We start from the raw sequence: 19,212 nt of genomic DNA on the forward strand, positions 1-19,212 counted from the left end.
AGCGGAGCGAGACGTGGCAGGCAAACCGGTCAGGCCCACGAGCGCCATCGACCAGACCCGGCGGATGCTGTCCCTGGTGACGTATCTCCGGGAGCGTCCAGGTGCGCGGATCGAGGACGTGGCGCGCGCCTTCGGGATCACCGAGGACGAGCTGGTCTCCGACCTCGACGTGCTGCCCATGTGCGGCACCAGCTTCCGCGGCGGCGATCTGCTCGACATCGACACCGACGGCGAGCGCATCTGGTGGCACAACCCGGCCGCGCTCGGCGCGGAGGCCGCCGAGCCGCTGCGGCTGGCTGCCGACGAGGCGACCGCGCTGCTGGTCGCCGCCCGCGCGGTGGCCACCCTGCCGGGACTGCGCGAGAGCGACCGGCAGGCGCTGCTGCGGGCCACGGCCAAGGTGGAGACTGCGGCCGGCGAGGCCGCCGGTGCCAGCTCCCGGCTGTCGGTGACCTTCGAGTCCGAGGGCGGTGTCTTCGCCGACGTCGACCGCGCGATCTCCGAGCGCCGCCGGCTGTGGATCCGCTACTACTCGCCGGCCCGTGACGAGGTCACCGAGCGCGAGATCGACCCCATCCGCCTGGTCAGCGTCGGCCACACCTACGTCGAGGCATGGTGCCGCCGCTCCGAGGCACGCCGTACGTTCCGGCTCGACCGGGTCGCCGAGATCAGGATTCTCGACGAGCCGTCGGCGCCGCCGGAGATAGAGCTGCGCGATCTGTCCGAGGGGCTGGTCCAGCCGGCCGCCGAGGACCCGGAGGTCGTCGTCGAGGTCGGCCCGGGCGGCCGCTGGGTCGCCGAGTACTACCCGCACGACAGCGCCGAGGAGCTCCCCGACGGGGGGCTGCGGATCGCGCTGCGCACCCCGGACCCGGCCTCGCTGCGCAGGCTGGCGCTGCGGCTCGGCCGCGACGGCCGGATCGTCTCCCCGCCGGAGCTGGCGGACAGCGCCCGCCGCGCGGCCCGCGAGGCCCTGGCGGCCTACGACGGCATCGAGACCGAGGGGGCGCAGGGACCGCACGGGTCGCCCGGGCCGCGCGCGGTCCCGGCCGCCGGGGCGGGCGAGGTGCAGGACGACAGGCAGGAGCAGAGGCTGTGAGCGAGTCGGCGTCGCCGGGAGTCGTGGGCATGACGGCGGCCTCCGCGTTCGCGGAGATGCGCAGTGTGGCGCCCGTGGTCTTCCGAGCCGGCTGCCCGGACTGCCGGGGCCGCTTCGAACTCGCGGCGAGTGCCCTGCGCCTGGCGATCGGCGCCTCCAGCCGCACCACGTTCTACTCGTTCACCTGCCCCGAGTGCGGGGCGGCGGTACGCAAGCCGGCGGGGGAGCGGATCGTGGAACTGCTCACCGGCGGCGGCGTGCGCACCCTGCGCCTGCACTCCACCGTGCATTAGGGGGCCGGTGCCCGGCGGGGAAGGCAGAACCCGGCAGGGCGTAGCGCAGGGCAGCCGGGTCACGACGACGTGACCCGGCTGCCCCGCGGCCGGTGTCAGCAGTGACCACCCTTGGCGGACGAGAAGGTCATGGGCTTGTTGTAGACCACGGTGTGGCCCTTGCCGTCCGCGGCCACATTCGCGCACCACTTGTTGTTGAACAGCGCGCTGGTGGTGCCGGCGATGGCCGACTTCACGTTGCAGGTGTTGTGGTAGTAGATGGTGTAGGTCGCGCTTCCGTCCCCCCACGAATAGTTGAAGCAGCCCACGCTCCCGCGGTGGACGGACTCGGCCGACATACCGGCCGCGGACGCCGGCGTGGCGGCCGCTATGCCGAGAATCACGGCGGAGCCGGCCGCGAGAACACTGAAGCGCTGCTTGAAACGCATATTTCCCCCAGGAAATGTGTCGGTGAAGGCGAAGGGACGCACAACGGCTTGGTCGTCGATCCGTTTCATGATCGGCAGTCGTGCATGATCCCGGCCCCCAGGTCGGCCAGAACGTAACCGGAGTCGGCGACCGGTTGTCAAGATCAGTTCAGCGCCGGCGACGGGGAGCCCGCCGACCGGAAACGAACCACCCCGGGACCGTCTAGGCTCATCGGCATGTTCTGGCCGATGTTCGCGGTAGGTATGGGTTTCGTGAGTCTCGCCGTGCTCGGTGTGCTCGCTGTCCGGGTGTTCCTGGCGGCGGAGCGGCTGGGTCGGCAGGTGGCGGATTCCACACGCCGTATCAACCGGGCGGCCGATGACCTGGAGCGGGCCACGGCGAGCGCGGCCCGGGCCGTGGATTCGCTGTAACCGCGCGGGTAGGCTTGCTGATCGCGGGGCGGAGAACGAGGCCCGCTCCGTGAGCCGGGAGTACGCACGGGGATTGCCTCACGTTTACCCCTGGGCGTTACGATCGCTGTCAGAAACGGTTGATCGGACGCGTGTCCGACCAGTCGGACAGCACCCCACCCTGCCGCCTCGGTGAGAAGGTAAATCTTATGTTCGGAAGGCTCGGAGCCCCCGAGATCATTCTCATCCTCGTCGTCATCATCCTGCTGTTCGGCGCGAAGAAGCTTCCGGACATGGCGCGCTCGCTCGGCAAGTCCGCGCGCATCCTCAAGAGCGAGGCCAAGGCCATGAAGGAGGAGGGCGGCAGCGGTACGTCCGCTCAGGGGCCCACCACCAACGAGCAGCCTCCCGCGCAGCGCACGATCCAGTCCGCCCCCGGTGATGTGACAAGCGCCCGTCCGGTCAACGAACCGACGGACTCCACCCAGCGCTGACACACGCGGCCGGAGTTCCGGCCAGCCGCACGAGATGAGGACGTGGGTTGCTGAAGTCTGCCCGCAAGAAAGAGAAGGACCCCGAGGGGCGGATGCCCCTCGTCGAGCACCTGCGCGAACTGCGCAACCGGCTGGCGAAGGGGATGCTGGCGATCACGGTCGTCTCCGTGGTGGTCGCCTTCTACAGCCAGGACCTGATGTCCTTCCTCATGCATCCCGTCCCGCGCTGCACCAAGGGTCTGGGTGAGTCGACCGGCGGCACCTGCGCCGTCATCGCCTACACGGACCTGTTGTCCCCCTTCACCACCACGGTGAAGGTGTGCTTCATGGCAGGCGTGATCATCTCCAGCCCGGTCTGGCTGTACCAGCTCTGGGCGTTCGTGGCTCCGGGTCTGCACAAGCACGAGCGGAAGTACACGTACTGGTTCGTGGCGGGCGCCGTGCCCCTCTTCCTGGGCGGTGCGTGGCTCGCGTACACGATCCTGCCCATCAGCATGCGCGTACTGCTCGGGATCACACCCGACGGTTCGGCGAACATCCTGCCGATGGACAAGATCCTGGACTTCATCGTCAGGATGATCCTCGTCTTCGGCAGCGCCTTCGAGCTGCCCCTGCTGCTGGTGATGCTCAACTTCGCGGGTGTCGTGACCGGGCGCCGGATGGCCGGCTGGTGGCGGGGCGTCGTGATGGGCGTCGTCATCTTCGGTGCGGTGGCGACGCCGACCACGGACCCGTTCGGCATGCTGGCGCTGGCCGGTCCGATCGTCGTGCTGTACTTCATCGCCGTCGGGATCTCCCTGCTGAACGACCGGCGCCGCCGGCGTGCCGATCCCGAGGCCGAACTGGACGAGGACGAGGCATCGCAGCTGGACCTCACCCCCGAGGCCATCGGGGACGTCGAACCGGTCAGCGCCACCCGCGCGCTGCCGGAGCAGACGAGCACGGAACGCGTCAACGGATACGACGACGTGACCTGACAGGCTCCGCACGACCGGCCGTCCCGCACCGCGGGGCGGCCGGTTCGCCGTTGCGGCTGCGCATCGGCCGCATCCCCGCTGAGCTGGGCGTACGGCCGGAGTCACAGCAGGAGATCCGGTTAATGATCGTCCTGTTGTCAGTGCGGCCCGGTACGGTGGAAAGCACGATGACACAGGACCTCTCACCGGCCGAGCGGTACGCGGCAGCACGCAGGCGAGCTGCCGAGCAGGCCACCGCCCTCGCGTCCTTCCGCGAGATGTACGACTTCGGCCTCGACCCCTTCCAGATCGAGGCGTGCAAGGCCCTCGAGACTGGGAAGGGCGTGCTGGTCGCCGCGCCCACCGGCTCCGGCAAGACGATCGTGGGCGAGTTCGCCGTCCACCTCGCCCTCCAGCAGGGCAAGAAGTGCTTCTACACCACGCCCATCAAGGCGCTGTCCAACCAGAAGTACGCCGACCTGTGCCGTCGCTACGGCCAGGACAAGGTCGGCCTGCTCACCGGCGACAACAGCGTCAACTCCGACGCCCCGGTGGTCGTGATGACGACCGAGGTGCTGCGGAACATGCTGTACGCGGGCTCCCAGGCCCTGCTGGGCCTCGGGTACGTGGTCATGGACGAGGTGCACTACCTCTCCGACCGCTTCCGCGGCGCCGTATGGGAAGAGGTGATCATTCACCTGCCCGAGTCGGTGACACTCGTGTCGCTGTCGGCGACCGTGTCCAACGCCGAGGAGTTCGGCGACTGGCTGGACACCGTCCGCGGCGACACCGAGGTGATCGTCTCCGAGCACCGGCCCGTGCCGCTGTTCCAGCACGTGCTGGCCGGCCGGCGGATGTACGACCTGTTCGAGGAGGGCGAGGGTCACCGCAAGGCGGTCAACCCCGACCTGATGCGCATGGCGCGCATGGAGGCGAGCCGCCCGTCCTTCCAGGACCGCCGGCGCGGCCGGAGCATGCGCGAGGCCGACCGGGAGCGGGAGCGCCGCCAGCGCTCACGCATCTGGACGCCGGGGCGGCCCGAGGTCATCGAGCGGCTGGACGCCGAGGGCCTGCTGCCCGCGATCACGTTCATCTTCTCCCGCGCCGCCTGTCAGGCGGCCGTCGAGCAGTGCCTGTACGCGGGCCTGCGGCTGAACGACGACGAGGCCCGCGAGAAGGTGCGCGCCCTCGTCGAGGAGCGCACGGCGTCCATCCCGGCCGAGGACCTGCACGTCCTCGGCTACTACGAGTGGCTGGAGGGCCTGGAGCGGGGCATCGCCGCCCACCACGCGGGCATGCTGCCGACCTTCAAGGAGGTCGTCGAGGAGCTGTTCGTGCGCGGCCTGGTCAAGGCGGTCTTCGCCACCGAGACCCTCGCGCTCGGCATCAACATGCCCGCCCGCTCCGTCGTGCTGGAAAAGCTCGTCAAGTGGAACGGCGAGCAGCACGCCGACATCACCCCGGGCGAGTACACCCAGCTCACCGGGCGCGCCGGCCGGCGCGGCATCGACGTCGAGGGCCACGCGGTCGTGCTGTGGCAGCGCGGCATGAACCCCGAGCACCTCGCCGGGCTCGCGGGCACGCGCACGTACCCGCTGCGCTCCAGCTTCAAGCCGTCGTACAACATGGCGGTCAACCTGGTCGAGCAGTTCGGGCGGCACCGCTCGCGTGAGCTGCTGGAGACGTCGTTCGCGCAGTTCCAGGCGGACAAGTCGGTCGTCGGGATCTCCCGGCAGGTGCAGCGCAACGAGGAGGGTCTCGAGGGCTACAAGCAGTCCATGACCTGCCACCTCGGCGACTTCGAGGAGTACGCGCGACTGCGCCGCGAGCTGAAGGACCGCGAGACGGAGCTGGCCCGGCAGGGCGCCAACCAGCGCCGCGCCGAGGCGGCCGTCGCGCTGGAGAAGCTCAAGCCGGGCGATGTCATCCACGTTCCGACGGGCAAGTACGCCGGTCTCGCGCTGGTGCTGGACCCCGGTCTGCCGGCCGGGCGTTCCAACGGCCACCGCGGTTTCGATGTCCACGACGGTCCGCGCCCTCTGGTGCTGACCGCCGAGCGGCAGGTCAAGCGGCTGGCGGCCATGGACTTCCCGGTGCCGGTGGAGCCGCTGGAGCGGATGCGCATCCCGAAGTCGTTCAACGCGCGCTCCCCGCAGTCCCGGCGTGACCTCGCCTCCGCGCTGCGCACCAAGGCCGGGCACATCCCGCCGGAGCGGCACCGCAAAAATCGCTCCCAGGCCGCCGACGACCGGGAGATCGCCCGCCTGCGCAAGGAACTGCGGGCGCATCCCTGCCACGGGTGCGACCAGCGCGAGGACCACGCCCGCTGGGCCGAGCGGTACCACCGGCTGCAGCGTGACACCAGGCAGCTGGAGCACCGCATCGAGGGCCGCACGAACACGATCGCGCGCACCTTCGACCGGATCGTGGCGCTGCTGACCGAGCTGGACTACCTGCGCGGCGACGAGGTCACCGAACACGGCAAGCGGCTCGCCCGGCTGTACGGCGAGCTGGACCTGCTGGCCAGCGAGTGCCTGCGCGCGGGCGTCTGGGAGGGTCTGTCGCCGGCCGAACTCGCCGCGTGTGTCTCGGCGTTGGTGTTCGAGGCGCGGGTGAGTGACGACGCCATGGCGCCGAAGCTGCCGTCGGGGAAGGCGAAGGCGGCACTCGGCGAGATGGTGCGGATCTGGGGGCGGCTGGACGCCCTGGAGGAGGACTTCCGCATCTCCCAGACCGAGGGCGTCGGCCAGCGCGAGCCCGATCTCGGCTTCGCCTGGGCCGCCTTCATGTGGGCGTCCGGCAAGGGCCTGGACGAGGTGCTGCGCGAGGCGGAGATGCCGGCGGGCGACTTCGTCCGCTGGTGCAAGCAGGTCATCGACGTCCTGGGCCAGATCCAGGCAGCGGCCCCCGGCGACGGCTCCACGGTCCCGAAGGCGGCCCGCAAGGCGGTCGAGGGCCTGCTGCGCGGCGTCGTGGCGTACTCGTCGGTGGGTTAGCGCCGACGGAAGAATCCCGGACGGGCCCCACCGCAGCGGCGGTGGGGCCCGTCGGTTTGTGACGGCACCTCACCCCGTTGCGGTGAGTGATGGTGCACGCCCGTTCGTCGTCACAGCATGTGTGCGACTCGATCCCCAGCGTGCAAATGGAGTCGAGGGTACTCCTGTCACGGGAGGGATTGCAGCGCCTTCCGGAAGATGTCCCGGCGATGATCCGGTCGGACTAAGCTCGCCCGCAGAGCACCGAGTTGAGGCGTATTGGTGCGTTTGTTCCCGGAAGCTCCTTTCTTCCCAAAACTCCTTAGATTCAAGGACCTGCATGGTGAGCGTCCAATCCCCTCCTCGTCGCCGTGAACTCCCCTCCGTCGGCGTGCTGTTGCTGCCCGTCATACTGATGGCCGCGGCGACCGGGGCCGCCGTCGCCCTCGTCGCCGAACCGGCCCGGCCGGCCGTGGCCGTGTGCGGCGGCATCGCCACCGTCCTGGTCGTCCTGACGGCCGGCGAAGCGCTGCGCCGCGGCCGCCGGTTGCGCGCCCAGCAGGCCGAACACACCCGTCACTCCGCGTATCTGGAACAGCGCCTCGCCACCCATGACGCGGACGACCACCGCCTCGCGTACGAACTCCTGCCGGTCGCCGTCGAGTATCTGCGCCGCGGAAATTCACTCTTCGACACGACCCGCGACATCCTCGACGGCGATTCACGCTTTCGTGGACTGCGCGAGGCCGGCCGCGAGGTCATCCTCTCCGTGCTGCGCATCCTCGACCACGAGGAGAACATGCGCGACTCCCAGCAGCGCGCCTTCGTCAGCGTCGCTCGCCGCGTCCAGGCCATCGTCCACCAGCAGTTCAAGGAACTGCGGGAGATGGAGGAGGACCACGGCCGCAGCCCCGAGGTCTTCGACGACCTGCTGCGTATCGACCACGGCACCTCGCTGATCGGCCGCCTCGCCGACTCCGTCTCCGTCCTCGGCGGCGGCCGCCCCGGCCGTCAGTGGCCCGAACCCGTGCCGCTGTACAGCGCGTTGCGCGGCGCCATGTCGCGCATCCTGGAGTACCGCCGCATCTCGCTCGACAACATCGCCAAGGTCAACGTCCGCGGCATCTCCGTCGAGCCGGTCATCCACGCCTGTGCCGAGCTGCTCGACAACGCGACCCGCTACTCGCCGCCGCAGACCAAGGTCCACGTCACCGCCACCGAGGTGCAGACCGGTGTCGCCATCGAGATCGAGGACGCCGGTGTCAGCCTCACCGAGGAGTCCCGCGAGCGCCTCGAGGGCATCCTGCAGCGCGCCATGGCCGGCATCGACCTGAACGTCCTCGGCGAGGCCCCCCGCCTCGGTCTCGCGGTCGTCGGCCGCCTGTGCACGGCGCACAACATGCAGATCTCGCTCCGCTCCTCCGCCTACGGCGGTGTCCGCGCCGTACTGATCGTGCCGAGCGACATGCTCACCAGCCACCCGGCGCCCGGCTTCGCGCACGGCATCGGCGCCACCTCCCTCCCCGCGATCGGCCCCGACGTGGCCGAGGGCCCCAAGCGCCCGCCCAAGAAGCGCCGCCCGACCAACCCGCGCATCCCGGAGAACCTGTCCCTGGAAGACGACGTCCCCGTGATCACCGAGTGGACCGAGAAGGGGCTGCCGCAGCGGCGCAGCAAGGCCGTCGTCCCGATCACCGAACTGCGTGCCCAGCCGTACGCCGAACAGGACCGCCTCGAGCGCGAGGAGCGGGAAGCGCGCGAGCGCGAGGCCACCGTCTGGGCGCAGTCCCGCACCGAACCCGAGCCGAAGAAGGACGAGCCGGCCCCCGGCCTGTGGGTCGAGGCGTTCTGGGACGGGCTGAAGAAGGACCTGCCGCCCGGCACCCACCCGACCGAGTTCACGCGCAACCCCAGCGCGTTCAGCTACCTGCTCAACGACAAGGCCCGCCCCGAGGGCGACGACGAAGGGGATCTGACGTGATCCAGCAGCGACAGAACTTCGACTGGATGCTCAAGGAGCTCTACGACAGCGTTCCGGGCATCGAGATGATCGTGGTGCTGTCCGCAGACGGCCTGCGCATCGCCCGCTACAGCGGCGACCCCGACGCCGCCGACCGTGTCGCCGCCGCCTGCGCGGGCCTGCAGAGCCTGGCCGGTGCCGTCGCCCAGGAACTGCCCGCCAGCAGCGGCGAGATGAAGCTGGTCGTCGTCGAACTCGACCGCGGCTACTTCTATCTGATGGCCGCCGGTGCCAACGCCTATCTGGCGGTGCTCTCCGACATCCGCTGCGAGCCCGGCGCGATGAGTCACTACATGCGCGACCTGGTGCTCCGCATCGGGGATCACCTGACCAGCCCGCCCCGGCGGGGTGGACAGACCGTATGACGCCACCGCAACGCCAGAGGCGACAGCGCAAGGAGCCGACCGCGCCCGTGCCGCCGCCCCGGCCGGCGCAGCAGGAGGGCGACGGGAAGGCACCCGAACGGCTGTACATCATCACGGGAGCCGAAGGCGACCGGGCCAAGCTCGACCTGGTCACGTTGATCGTGGCGCACGCCGACACGCCGTCGTCCGCCACCCCCGAGCAGTCGGCGGTACTCCGGCTGTGTGCGGCCCCCCTGTCCGTGGCCGAACTCTCGGCCTATCTGCAGTTGCCGTTCAGCGCGATGACCGCGCTGCTCACGGAGATGCTGGCCGGCGAACTGGTGCACGCCCGCGCCCCGATCGTCCGCCAGCAGCTGCCCGACCGATCCCTTCTCGAAGCGGTGATGCATGGACTTGAAAGGCTCTGACGCCCTCCCCGGCCCACGCGCGGACGACCATCTGCCGCAGTCCACCCAGGCGGCGGCGAAAATCGTGATCGTGGGCGGCTTCGGTGTCGGCAAGACCACCATGGTCGGCTCGGTCAGCGAGATCAAACCGCTGACCACCGAGGAGACCATGACCCAGGCCGGCGTCGGGGTCGACGACAACTTCGGCTCCGAGACCAAGACCGCCACCACCGTGGCGATGGACTTCGGCCGTATCCGCGTCTCCGACCAGGTCGTGCTGTACCTCTTCGGCACGCCCGGCCAGGAACGCTTCTGGTTCCTGTGGGACCGGCTGTTCCAGGGCGCCCTGGGTGCGGTCGTCCTGCTCGACACCCGCCGCCTCGAGGTCAGTTACGAGGTCATGGGCCGGCTGGAGGAGCGCGGCGTGCCGTTCGTGGTCGCCGTCAACACCTTCCCCGACGCGCCCCGCTACCCCGTCGAGGACCTGCGGCAGGCGCTCGACCTGGTCCCGGGGGTCCCGATCCTGGAGTGCGACGCCCGCCGGCGCGCCTCCAGCCGTGACGTCCTGCTGACCCTGATGCGGTTCCTGACCGGCCTGTCCGCGGCCGGCCGGCTCACCTGACGTACGTACCCCTTCGCGCTGTTTCTTCCCTTTCCCCGGAGCGAACCCCCTTTCCCGGAGCGACCCCGTGACGCCTGAATCACTGTCCACGACCACAGCGGACGATCCCGCCCAGAGTCCGCCGCCCGGCTGCCCCGCCCACGCCAAGGGACCCGGCGGGCTGCACCGGCTCTACGGCCCCGGAGCCGAGGACCTGGGCGAGCTGTATGAGCACCTGCGTGAGGAGTACGGGCCGGTGGCGCCCGTCCTGCTGCACGAGGACGTCCCGATGTGGGTGGTCCTCGGCCACGCCGAGAACCTCCAACTGGTGCGATCCCCGGGCCAGTTCTGCCGCGACAGCCGTATCTGGACGCCGCTGGACGAGGGCATGGTCAAGCCCGACCACCCGCTGATGCCGCACATCGCCTGGGAGCCCATCTGCTCCTACGCCGAGGGCGACGAGCACCTGCGGCTGCGCGGCGCGGTCACCGGCGCCATGACGACCATCGACCACCGCAGCCTGCGCCGCCACATCACCCGCTACACGCAGATCCTCGTCAACAGGTTCTGCGAGAGGGGGGAGGCCGATCTCGTCGGCCAGTTCGCCGAGCACCTGCCGATGGCGGTGATGTGCGAGATCTTCGGCATGGCCGAGGAGTACAACGACCGGATCGTGCAGGCCGCCCGCGACATGCTCCGCGGCAGCGAGACCGCCATCGCCAGCCACGCCTACGTCATGGAGGTACTGCAGCGCCTCACCGCGCGCCGCCGCGCCGAACCGCAGCACGACTTCGCCAGCCATCTCATCCGCCACCCCGCCGGGCTGACGGACGACGAGGTCACCAAGCACCTGTGGCTGGTCCTCATGGCGGCCTACGAGGCCACCGCCAACCTGCTCGCCAATGTGCTGCTCATGGTCATCACCGACGACCGCTTCTACGCCAAGCTCAACGGCGGCCAGATGACCGTGCCGGAGGCGGTGGAGCAGTCCCTGTGGGACGAACCGCCGTTCAGCACCGTCTTCGCCTACTACGCCAAGCAGGACACCGAGCTGGGCGGCCAGCGCATCCGCAGGGGCGACGGGCTGCTCTTCGCGCCCGCGGCGGGCAACATCGACCCGCGGGTGCGGCCCGACCTGAGCGCCAACATGCAGGGCAACCGCTCCCACCTCGCCTTCGGCGGCGGACCGCACGAGTGCCCGGGTCAGGACATCGGCCGTGCCATCGCCGACGCCGGTGTGGACGCGCTGCTCATGCGGCTGCCCGATGTGCAGCTCGACTGCGACGAGGACGGGCTGAGCTGGACGGAGTCGATCGCCTCCCGGCACCTGGTCGACCTGCCGGTGCGGTTCGACCCCAAGGCGCCGCAGGACGTGCGGGCCGCACCGAGCCCGTACGGGCTGCCGCAGCAGCAGCGTCCCCCGGTGTGGTCGGTGACCGCGCCCCCGCCCCTGCCGCAGCACGCGCCCACCCCCTCCGTGCCCGCATCAGCCACGGCCCCGCCCTTCGCGCCGCCCCAGCAGGCTCCCGCCGAGCCGCCGTACGGGCAGCATCCGGTGCCGCAGGCGGATCCGGCCCGGCGGCCCGGGGTGTGGCAGCGTCTCCTGCGCTGGTGGCGGGGGAACTGACTCCGGGCCGCAGAGGCTCATACGGCCGCCCACGCGTCGTACGACGTCCAGGCCGCGAGGGTGCGGCCGCTGCGGAAGCGGTGCTCCGCCCCTGTGACCGGATCGGTGAACTCCAGCTCCCGCGCCAGCAGTTGCAGCGGGCGCCGGAAGTCACCGGCCGGCACGGGGGCGGCGATGCGCGGGTAGAGCGGATCGCCGAGGATCGGCACGCCGAGCGCGTTCATGTGCACCCGCAGCTGGTGTGTCTGACCGGTGGCGGGCACCAGCCGGTACCGGCCGAGGCCGCCACGCTGCCCGGCCAGCTCGATCCGGCTGACCGCGTTCGGCTCACCGGGCACCTCTCGCGCCGTGAGCACCCCGCGCTCCTTCACGATCCGGCTGCGCACGGTCACCGGCAGCTCCGGCGCGGGCTCGCAGGGGGCGATCGCCTCGTACACCTTGCGCACTCGCCGGTCGCGGAAGAGCGTCTGGTAGGCGCCGCGCTCCGCGGGCCGCACGGTGAACAGCACCAGCCCGGCCGTGAGCCGGTCCAGCCGGTGCGCGGCGGTCAGCGTCTGAATGCCCAGGTCCCGGCGCAGCCGGGCCAGGGCGGTCTCGCTGATGTGGCTGCCGCGCGGGGTGGTGGCCAGGAAGTGCGGCTTGTCGGCGACGACGATGTGCTCGTCGCGGTACACGACGTCGATCGCGAACGGCACCGGCACCTCCGGGGCGAGTTCCCGGTGGAACCAGACGAACATCCCGGGTGCGTACGGCGCGTCCGGCGCCACCGGCCGCCCGTCGGCGCCGACGACCAGCCCGGCGTCGAACAGCGCCTCGACCCTCCCGGCCCCGGCCCCGCTGAGCCGCTCCACCAGGTACTCCCGGACGGTGGCCCACGACCCGGTCGCGGGCAGCCGCACGCGCACCGGGTCCACTCCGTCGAGCTGAGGGAGCGGCGAGGGCGGGGGCGGGGTACGGCGTCTCATCGCAGGCCAGGGTACGAGGCCGGCGCGGGCCGGTGAAAACCGCTGGGCGCGGGGAGCGGACGTGGGCAGGATGGCGATCATGCCTGACCTGACACAGCCGGTGCTGCCCGCCGGCACCTTCTCCCGCATCCCGCAGCCCACGATCCCCACCGGCGACGGCCTGGTGCTGCGCCCGTGGCGCACCGCGGACGCCGCCGCCGTGTACGAGGCCTTCCAGGATCCGGCGATCCACCAGTGGCACATCCGTTCCGCCGACTCCGAGGAGGAGGTGCGCGGCTGGATCGCCGAGTGGCAGCGGGCCTGGGCGGGGGAGTGCACGGCGCAGTGGGCCGTCGCCGACGCGGCCGGTGACTGGCTGCTCGGCCGGGCCGGGCTGCGCCGGATCGAGCTGCTCGACGGGGCCGCCGAGGTCGCCTACTGGACGCACCCGGCGGCCCGCGGCCAAGGCGTTGCCGCCCGGGCCGCGGCCGCGCTGGCCCGCTGGGCGCTGGACGAGATCGGGTTCGAACGCCTGGAGCTGCTGCACGCGGTCGGCAACGAGGCGTCCTGCCGGGTCGCGGGGAGGGCCGCCTTCGCGCTGGAGGGGACCAAGCGACGGGCCCTGCTCCACCCCGACGGCTGGCACGACATGCACCTGCACGCGCGGGTGCGCGGCGACTGACCGGACTCGGCGGCCGTCGTCCGGGCGGCGCGCCGTTCAGGCGGCGGGTGCGCCCTCCTGCTCGGCCTCCACCCGGGCGTTCCACTCCCGCTTGGAGGCCTGCCAGCCGTCCTCGTTGTGGCCGAGGCGCCAGTAGCCGGAGATCGACAGGTCCTCGCGCGGGATGCCGAGGTCCACGCGCAGCAGCCGGCGCAGCTCCTTCACGCAGGCCGCCTCGCCGTGCACGAAGGCGTGCACACGGCCCTCGGGGAAGTCCAGCGCGCGCACGGCCTCGACGAGCCGCTCGCCGACCGGCCGATCACCGCGGTGCAGCCAGACGACGTCCACGTCGGAGTCGATCTTCTGCTCCTCCTCGACTCCGGCGACCTCGATGAACGCGTGCGCCACGGCGCCGTCGGGCAGCGCCTCCAGGGCGGCCGCGATGGCGGGCAGCGCGCTCTCGTCACCGGCGAGCAGATGCCAGTCGGCGGCCGGGTCGGGGGCGTAGGCGCCGCCGGGGCCCATGAAGCGGACGGTCTCACCGGGCCGCACCCGCGTCGCCCACGGGCCGGCCAGTCCGTCGTCGCCGTGGATCACGAAGTCCAGGGTCAGCTCGCGGTGTTCGGGGTCCCAGGAGCGCACGGTGTAGGTCCGGGTCACCGGCCACTGCTCGCGCGGGAACTCCTCGCGCACGCGCTCCAGGTCGAAGGGCTCGGGGTAGGTCACGCCGTCCGCCGGGAAGAGCAGCTTGACGTAGTGGTCGGTGCAGGTGTCCGCCTCGAAGGCGGCCAGGCCCGCGCCGCCGAGCACCACGCGCTGCATGTGCGGGGTGAGCCGTTCGGTGCGGACGACGCGCGCGGAGTGCACCCTGCGCGGCTTGCGTCCCGGACGTTCTGCCATGACGGCCTCCCTGTTCCCCATGCTTAGGCTTACCTAAGCTAACACCTCGCCGGGGTGGACAGCTGTCACACCGCCAACGTGGTCAGCAGCCGCTGCAGGGACCCGCCCAGCCCCCAGCGCCCTGCCAGCTCCTCCAGTGCCGCCGCGTCGCGCGGGGCGTGCGGCAGCGCCGTGTCGACGTCCGGCAGCGGGACGTCGCCGGCCACCCGGACCACCTTCGGCGCCACCGCGAGATACGGCTTCGCCTCCGTGAGCCGCTTGCGCTGGGCCGGGGTGAGCTTGGCGCGCGGGTCGTCCACGGCCGCCAGAATCCCGGCCAGGTCGCCGAACTCGGCCAGCAGCTTCGCCGCCGTCTTCTCGCCGACGCCGGCCACGCCCGGCAGTCCGTCGCTCGGGTCGCCGCGCAGCAGCGCCAGATCCGCGTACCCCCTGCCGTCGACGCCATACTTCTCGCGCAGCAGGGACTCGTCGGTCAGCTGGAGGGTGCCGACGCCCTTGAGCGGGTACAGCACGCGCACGTCCCGGGCGTCGTCGACCAGCTGGTACAGGTCGCGGTCGCCGGTGACGATGTCGACCGGTCCCTTCGCGCGGGCGGTGAAGGTGCCGATGACGTCGTCCGCCTCGTACCCCTCGACGCCCACGCGGGCGATGCCGAGCGCGTCGAGGACCGCCTCGATGACCGGCACCTGCGGCGACAGGGTGTCGGGCACCTCTTCTTCGTCGGGCCCGCTCGCGTGCTCCTCGGCGACCCGGTGCGCCTTGTAGGAGGGGATCAGATCGACCCGCCACTGTGGCCGCCAGTCGGCGTCCATACAGGCCACCAGGTGCGCCGGCCGGTGGTCCTTGACCAGGCGGTCGATGAAGTCGAGCAGTCCGCGCACGGCGTTCACCGGCGTGCCGTCCGGGGCCTTCACGGAGTCGGGGACGCCGAAGTAGGCGCGGAAGTACAGCGAGGCGGTGTCGAGGAGCATGAGTCGTCCGGTCACGCTCGCATCATGCCGTACGGCACTGACAGCGGCCGCCCGGCGCGCAAGGTGCAACGCGTTGCGCCCTTTGTGACGTGGCCCACTTGTGCGTTTGCGTTCGGGCAAAGCGGGGAGGCGCGACTTCGGAGCGATGTCGGTTGCGTGTTCAACTTTTGTGTGATGCATGCGAGCCCCTCGCTCCTTTCCCTGCTGTCGAGAAGAGAAGGTCCGCGTGTCAGCCAGGCTTCAGGCCGAGCATCTCTACAAGGTGTTCGGCAGACGACAAGATCAGGCGGTGGAACGGCTCCGTGCGGGAGCCGACCGCGAGGAGCTGCGCGCGGACGGCACCACGGCCGCCGTCATCGACGCATCCTTCACCGTGGACCCCGGCCAGATCTTCGTCGTGATGGGCCTGTCCGGCTCCGGCAAGTCGACGCTCCTGCGCATGCTCAACGGCCTGCTCGAGCCCACGGCCGGCCGCGTCCTCTTCGACGGCCAGGACCTGACCTCGCTCGGCGGCAAGGAGCTGCGCGCGGTCCGCGCCAGGAAGATCAGCATGGTCTTCCAGCACTTCGCGCTCTTCCCGCACCGCAGCGTGCGCGAGAACGCCGCCTACGGTCTCGCCGTCCAGGGAGTGCCCCGCGCCGAGCGCGAGGAGCGCGCCGCCGAGGCACTCGCCCTGTGCGGTCTGGCCGGCTGGGAGGACTCCTGGCCCGACGAGCTGTCCGGCGGCATGCAGCAGCGCGTCGGCCTCGCCCGCGCGCTCGCCACCGACGCCGACCTGCTGCTGATGGACGAGTCCTTCAGCGCCCTGGACCCGCTGATCCGCCGCGACATGCAGGACCAGCTCCTCGAACTGCAGCGCACCCTGAAGAAGACCATCGTCTTCATCACCCACGACCTCAACGAGGCCATGCGCCTGGGCGACCGCATCGCCGTCATGCGCGACGGCCGCATCGTCCAGAACGGCACCGCCGAGGACATCCTGCTGCGCCCCGCGAACGACTACGTCGCCTCCTTCATCCAGGATGTCGACCGCTCCCGCGTGGTCACCGCCGGCGCCGTCATGGACACCGACGGCCTGCGCGGCGACGAGGCCGACTGCGGCTGCCCGACCGCGACGCCCGACACGCCGTTCACCGAGCTGTGCGCGCTGTCCGCACGCGTGCCGCACCCGGTCGCCGTGCTGGACGCCGACCGGGCGCTCGTCGGCGTCGTACCGCGGCAGCGCCTGGTCGGCTTCCTCGGCGACGAGGAGGGGGAACCCGCCGCCTGCGACAACCGGCGGGACAAGGGCGGGGAGAAGGTGATGGCCCGTGCCTAGGATTCCCCTCGGCGACTGGGTCAACAGCGCGGTCGACTGGCTCCTGAACCACGTCTCCTGGCTCTTCGACTTCCTCAAGACCGTCTTCACCGGCACCTACGACGGCATCGACGCCGTCCTCCAGGCGCCCCAGCCCCTGCTGCTCGCCGGCATCTTCGCCGTGCTCGCCTTCTGGCTGCGCGGCACCCTCGCCGGTGTGCTCACCTTCGTGGGCTTCGCCTTCATCGACTCGCTCGAGCTGTGGGACGACGCGATGGTGACGCTGTCGCTCGTGCTCGTCGCCACGCTGATCGCGCTGGTGATCTCGGTGCCGGTGGGCATCTGGGCCGCCCGGTCGGACCGGGTCAGCAGCCTGGTGCGGCCGGTGCTGGACTTCATGCAGACGCTGCCCGCGATGATCTACCTCATCCCGGCGATCCTGTTCTTCGGCACCGGCGCCTCCGCCGGCATCGTCGCCACCCTGATCTTCGCGCTCGCCCCCGGGGTGCGCATGACCGAGCTGGGCATCCGCCAGGTCGACAAGGAGCTGGTGGAAGCCGCCGAGGCGTTCGGCACCACGCCCCGCTCCACGCTGCTGCGGGTCCAGCTGCCGCTGGCGCTGCCCACCGTCATGGCCGGCGTCAACCAGGTCATCATGCTCGGCCTGTCGATGGCCGCGATCGCCGGCATGGTCGGCACCGGCGGCCTCGGCGGCGACGTCAACGAGGCCATCGGCCAGCTCAACGTGGGCCTCGGCTCCGAGGCGGGCGTGGCGATCGTCATCCTCGCGATCTACCTCGACCGCATGACGGGCGCGCTCGGCACCCAGGTCTCCCCGCTGGGCCGCCGCGCCGCCGCACGCGCGCGTGCCGCGAAGGGCCTGGAGATCTGGTCGTACCGGCCCCGGCCGCAGATCGCCGTCATCGGCGTCGTGATCCTCGGCCTGGTCGCCGGCGGCATGGGCGTCTTCGGCGGCAAGGGCGCCGCCACGGCCGTCGCCGACGGCAAGGACGTCGGCCAGGGCAAGAAGGTCACCATCGGCTACATCCCCTGGGACGAGGGCATCGCCTCCACCTACCTGTGGAAGGAGGTCCTCGAACAGCGCGGCTACCAGGTCGAGGCCAAGCAGCTCGACGCCGGACCGCTCTACACGTCCCTCGCCGCCGGCACCGTCGACTTCCAGACCGACGCCTGGCTGCCGACCACCCACGCGCAGTACTGGAAGAAGTACGGCTCGCGGATCGACGACCTGGGCAGCTGGTACGGCCCGACGTCGCTGGAGCTGACCGTCCCGGCGTACCTGAAGGACGTCGACACGCTCGCGGACCTCAAGGGCAAGGCGGGCGAGTTCGGCGGGAAGATCACCGGCATCGAGTCCAGCGCCGGCGAGATGGCCCTGCTCAAGAGCAAGGTCCTCAAGGAGTACGGCCTGGACAAGGAGTACAAGGTCGTCGACAGCTCCACCCCGGCCATGCTGGCCGAGCTGAAGCGGGCCTACAGCAAGAAGGAACCGATCGTCGTCCCGCTCTGGTCCCCGCACTGGGCGTACAACGACTACCGGCTGAAGAAGCTGAAGGACCCCAAGGGCGCCTGGGGCAAGGGCGACGGCCTGCACACGCTGGCCCGCAAGGGCTTCGCGGGCGACAACCCCGTCGTGGCGAAGTGGCTGAAGGGCTTCAAGCTGGACGAGAAGCAGCTGACCGGCCTCGAGGCCGACATCACCAAGGCCGGCAAGGGCAAGCAGCAGGACGCGGTGCGCGCCTGGCTGAAGAAGAACCCGGGTCTCGTGGACAAGTTCGCCCCGGTCCAGGACACCCGGGCCGCCGAGGCCAAGCGGCCGGTGGACGTGGCCTGGTTCCCCTGGGACGAGGACATCGCCGTCACCCACCTGTGGAAGAACGTCCTGGAGCGGCGCGGCTACAAGCTGAACCTGAAGCAGATGGACGTCGGCCCGGTCTACACCGGCCTGGCCGGCGGGGACCTCGACCTCAACTTCGACGCCTGGCTGCCGTACGCGCAAGGGAACTACTGGGAGAAGAGCAAGGACCGGCTGAAGGACCTCGGCACCTGGTACCGGCCCACGTCACTGGAGATCGCCGTGCCGTCCTACGTCAAGGGCGTGAGGTCGCTTCAGGACCTCAAGGGCAAGGCCGGGACGTTCGGCGGGAAGATCATCGGCATCGAGCCGGGCACCGGCGAGATGAACCTGCTCAAGACCAAGGTCCTGCCGGGCTACGGCCTGGACAAGGAGTACAAGGTCGTCGACGGCTCCACCCCGGCGATGCTCGCCGAACTCAAGCGCGCGTACGCCAAGAAGGAGCCGATCGCCGTCGTCCTGTGGTCGCCGCACTGGGCGTACAGCCAGTACGGCCTGACCAAGCTGAAGGACGACAAGAAGCTCTTCGGTGAGGGCAACACCATCCGGACGATCGCCAACGAGAAGTTCCCTGAGCAGTACCCGCAGCTCACCCGCTGGATCAAGAACTTCCGGATGAGCGAGGCGGAGCTCGGCGGCCTGGAGGCCGAGATCACCAAGCGCGGCCAGGGCCACGAGGACGACGCCGTCGCCGCCTGGCTCGGGCAGCACCCGGACATGGCGGGCCGCATGACCCCGCGGTAACCGCCCCGTCCCCGCACACCCCCGAGGGGTGGGCCACCCACGCCACCTGACCGCGTGGGCCGGCCCACCCCTCGGGTCGTCTCCGGCGACCCGGCGCGGCCACCACAAGGATCCGGCCAACCACGCACCGCTATGTCACCGCCAGAACCCGGTTCCCGAACGCGGGAACACCCGGGACGGCCACC

General features: G+C 70.9%; 18 protein-coding genes. 14 read left to right on the top strand and 4 right to left on the bottom strand.

Annotation, left to right across the window (positions count from 1 at the left end; all coding sequences use genetic code 11):
- Window positions 1-13 precede the first annotated feature (13 nt).
- On the top strand, window positions 14-1,099 hold the full coding sequence (locus AB0J12_RS16040) for a WYL domain-containing protein (protein ID WP_363264904.1): 1,086 nt from the start codon (window positions 14-16) through the stop codon (window positions 1,097-1,099).
- Complete coding sequence (locus tag AB0J12_RS16045; RefSeq protein WP_363264905.1) at window positions 1,096-1,392, top strand: hypothetical protein; 297 nt, start codon at window positions 1,096-1,098, stop codon at window positions 1,390-1,392. The genes AB0J12_RS16040 and AB0J12_RS16045 overlap by 4 nt, the downstream gene beginning before the upstream one ends.
- 95 nt (window positions 1,393-1,487) lie before the next feature.
- On the opposite strand, the gene AB0J12_RS16050 is transcribed toward AB0J12_RS16045, so the two are convergent.
- Entirely contained in the window at window positions 1,488-1,820 is a 333-nt protein-coding gene (locus AB0J12_RS16050) for a hypothetical protein (protein WP_363264906.1), read from the bottom strand.
- Between the two features lie 216 nt (window positions 1,821-2,036).
- Between AB0J12_RS16050 and AB0J12_RS16055 the strand changes: the two genes are divergently transcribed.
- The 9 genes from AB0J12_RS16055 (at window position 2,037) to AB0J12_RS16095 (ending at window position 11,634) form a co-directional block, all read left to right on the top strand.
- A complete protein-coding gene (locus tag AB0J12_RS16055) occupies window positions 2,037-2,231 on the top strand; it encodes a hypothetical protein (protein ID WP_363264907.1) in 195 nt (64 codons plus the stop codon).
- Window positions 2,232-2,419: 188 nt separating this feature from the next.
- Entirely contained in the window at window positions 2,420-2,704 is a 285-nt protein-coding gene (gene tatA / locus AB0J12_RS16060) for a Sec-independent protein translocase subunit TatA (protein ID WP_363264908.1), read from the top strand.
- Between the two features lie 92 nt (window positions 2,705-2,796).
- Window positions 2,797-3,681: a twin-arginine translocase subunit TatC gene (gene tatC / locus AB0J12_RS16065; RefSeq protein WP_363265142.1), complete on the top strand. Its 885-nt coding sequence runs from the start codon at window positions 2,797-2,799 to the stop codon at window positions 3,679-3,681.
- Between the two features lie 122 nt (window positions 3,682-3,803).
- Window positions 3,804-6,656: a DEAD/DEAH box helicase gene (locus tag AB0J12_RS16070; RefSeq protein ID WP_363264909.1), complete on the top strand. Its 2,853-nt coding sequence runs from the start codon at window positions 3,804-3,806 to the stop codon at window positions 6,654-6,656.
- 319 nt (window positions 6,657-6,975) lie between these two features.
- Window positions 6,976-8,616 (top strand): ATP-binding protein, encoded by a 1,641-nt coding sequence (locus AB0J12_RS16075; protein WP_363264910.1) that lies wholly within the window; start codon window positions 6,976-6,978, stop codon window positions 8,614-8,616.
- Window positions 8,613-9,020 carry a roadblock/LC7 domain-containing protein gene (locus tag AB0J12_RS16080; protein ID WP_363264911.1) on the top strand — a complete coding sequence of 136 codons (408 nt, stop codon included), beginning with the start codon at window positions 8,613-8,615 and terminating at the stop codon, window positions 9,018-9,020. Before AB0J12_RS16075 ends, AB0J12_RS16080 begins: the two co-directional genes overlap by 4 nt.
- Window positions 9,017-9,427, top strand: coding sequence for a DUF742 domain-containing protein (locus tag AB0J12_RS16085; RefSeq protein ID WP_363264912.1), 411 nt, complete (start codon window positions 9,017-9,019; stop codon window positions 9,425-9,427). Before AB0J12_RS16080 ends, AB0J12_RS16085 begins: the two co-directional genes overlap by 4 nt.
- Window positions 9,408-10,028: an ATP/GTP-binding protein gene (locus tag AB0J12_RS16090; protein WP_363264913.1), complete on the top strand. Its 621-nt coding sequence runs from the start codon at window positions 9,408-9,410 to the stop codon at window positions 10,026-10,028. Before AB0J12_RS16085 ends, AB0J12_RS16090 begins: the two co-directional genes overlap by 20 nt.
- Before the next feature lie 67 nt (window positions 10,029-10,095).
- Complete coding sequence (locus AB0J12_RS16095; protein ID WP_363264914.1) at window positions 10,096-11,634, top strand: cytochrome P450; 1,539 nt, start codon at window positions 10,096-10,098, stop codon at window positions 11,632-11,634.
- Between the two features lie 17 nt (window positions 11,635-11,651).
- Here AB0J12_RS16095 and AB0J12_RS16100 read toward each other — a convergent pair whose 3' ends face one another.
- Window positions 11,652-12,599: an RluA family pseudouridine synthase gene (locus tag AB0J12_RS16100; RefSeq protein ID WP_363264915.1), complete on the bottom strand. Its 948-nt coding sequence runs from the start codon at window positions 12,597-12,599 to the stop codon at window positions 11,652-11,654.
- A 79-nt stretch (window positions 12,600-12,678) separates the two neighbouring features.
- On the opposite strand from AB0J12_RS16100, the gene AB0J12_RS16105 reads away from it, so the two are divergent.
- On the top strand, window positions 12,679-13,260 hold the full coding sequence (locus tag AB0J12_RS16105; RefSeq protein WP_363264916.1) for a GNAT family N-acetyltransferase: 582 nt from the start codon (window positions 12,679-12,681) through the stop codon (window positions 13,258-13,260).
- Window positions 13,261-13,296: 36 nt separating this feature from the next.
- On the opposite strand, the gene AB0J12_RS16110 is transcribed toward AB0J12_RS16105, so the two are convergent.
- Both AB0J12_RS16110 and AB0J12_RS16115 read right to left on the bottom strand, forming a co-directional pair.
- A complete protein-coding gene (locus tag AB0J12_RS16110; protein ID WP_363264917.1) occupies window positions 13,297-14,139 on the bottom strand; it encodes a siderophore-interacting protein in 843 nt (280 codons plus the stop codon).
- A 65-nt stretch (window positions 14,140-14,204) separates the two neighbouring features.
- Window positions 14,205-15,125, bottom strand: a complete 921-nt coding sequence (locus tag AB0J12_RS16115) for a 5'-3' exonuclease (protein WP_363264918.1) — start codon at window positions 15,123-15,125, stop codon at window positions 14,205-14,207.
- A 211-nt stretch (window positions 15,126-15,336) separates the two neighbouring features.
- Between AB0J12_RS16115 and AB0J12_RS16120 the strand changes: the two genes are divergently transcribed.
- Entirely contained in the window at window positions 15,337-16,428 is a 1,092-nt protein-coding gene (locus AB0J12_RS16120; RefSeq protein WP_363264919.1) for a betaine/proline/choline family ABC transporter ATP-binding protein, read from the top strand.
- On the top strand, window positions 16,421-19,027 hold the full coding sequence (locus tag AB0J12_RS16125) for an ABC transporter permease/substrate binding protein (protein ID WP_363264920.1): 2,607 nt from the start codon (window positions 16,421-16,423) through the stop codon (window positions 19,025-19,027). The genes AB0J12_RS16120 and AB0J12_RS16125 overlap by 8 nt, the downstream gene beginning before the upstream one ends.
- The last annotated feature ends 185 nt before the right edge of the window (window positions 19,028-19,212 follow it).

The organism is Streptomyces sp. NPDC049915, assembly GCF_040656475.1.
Classification (GTDB): Bacteria; Actinomycetota; Actinomycetes; order Streptomycetales; family Streptomycetaceae; genus Streptomyces.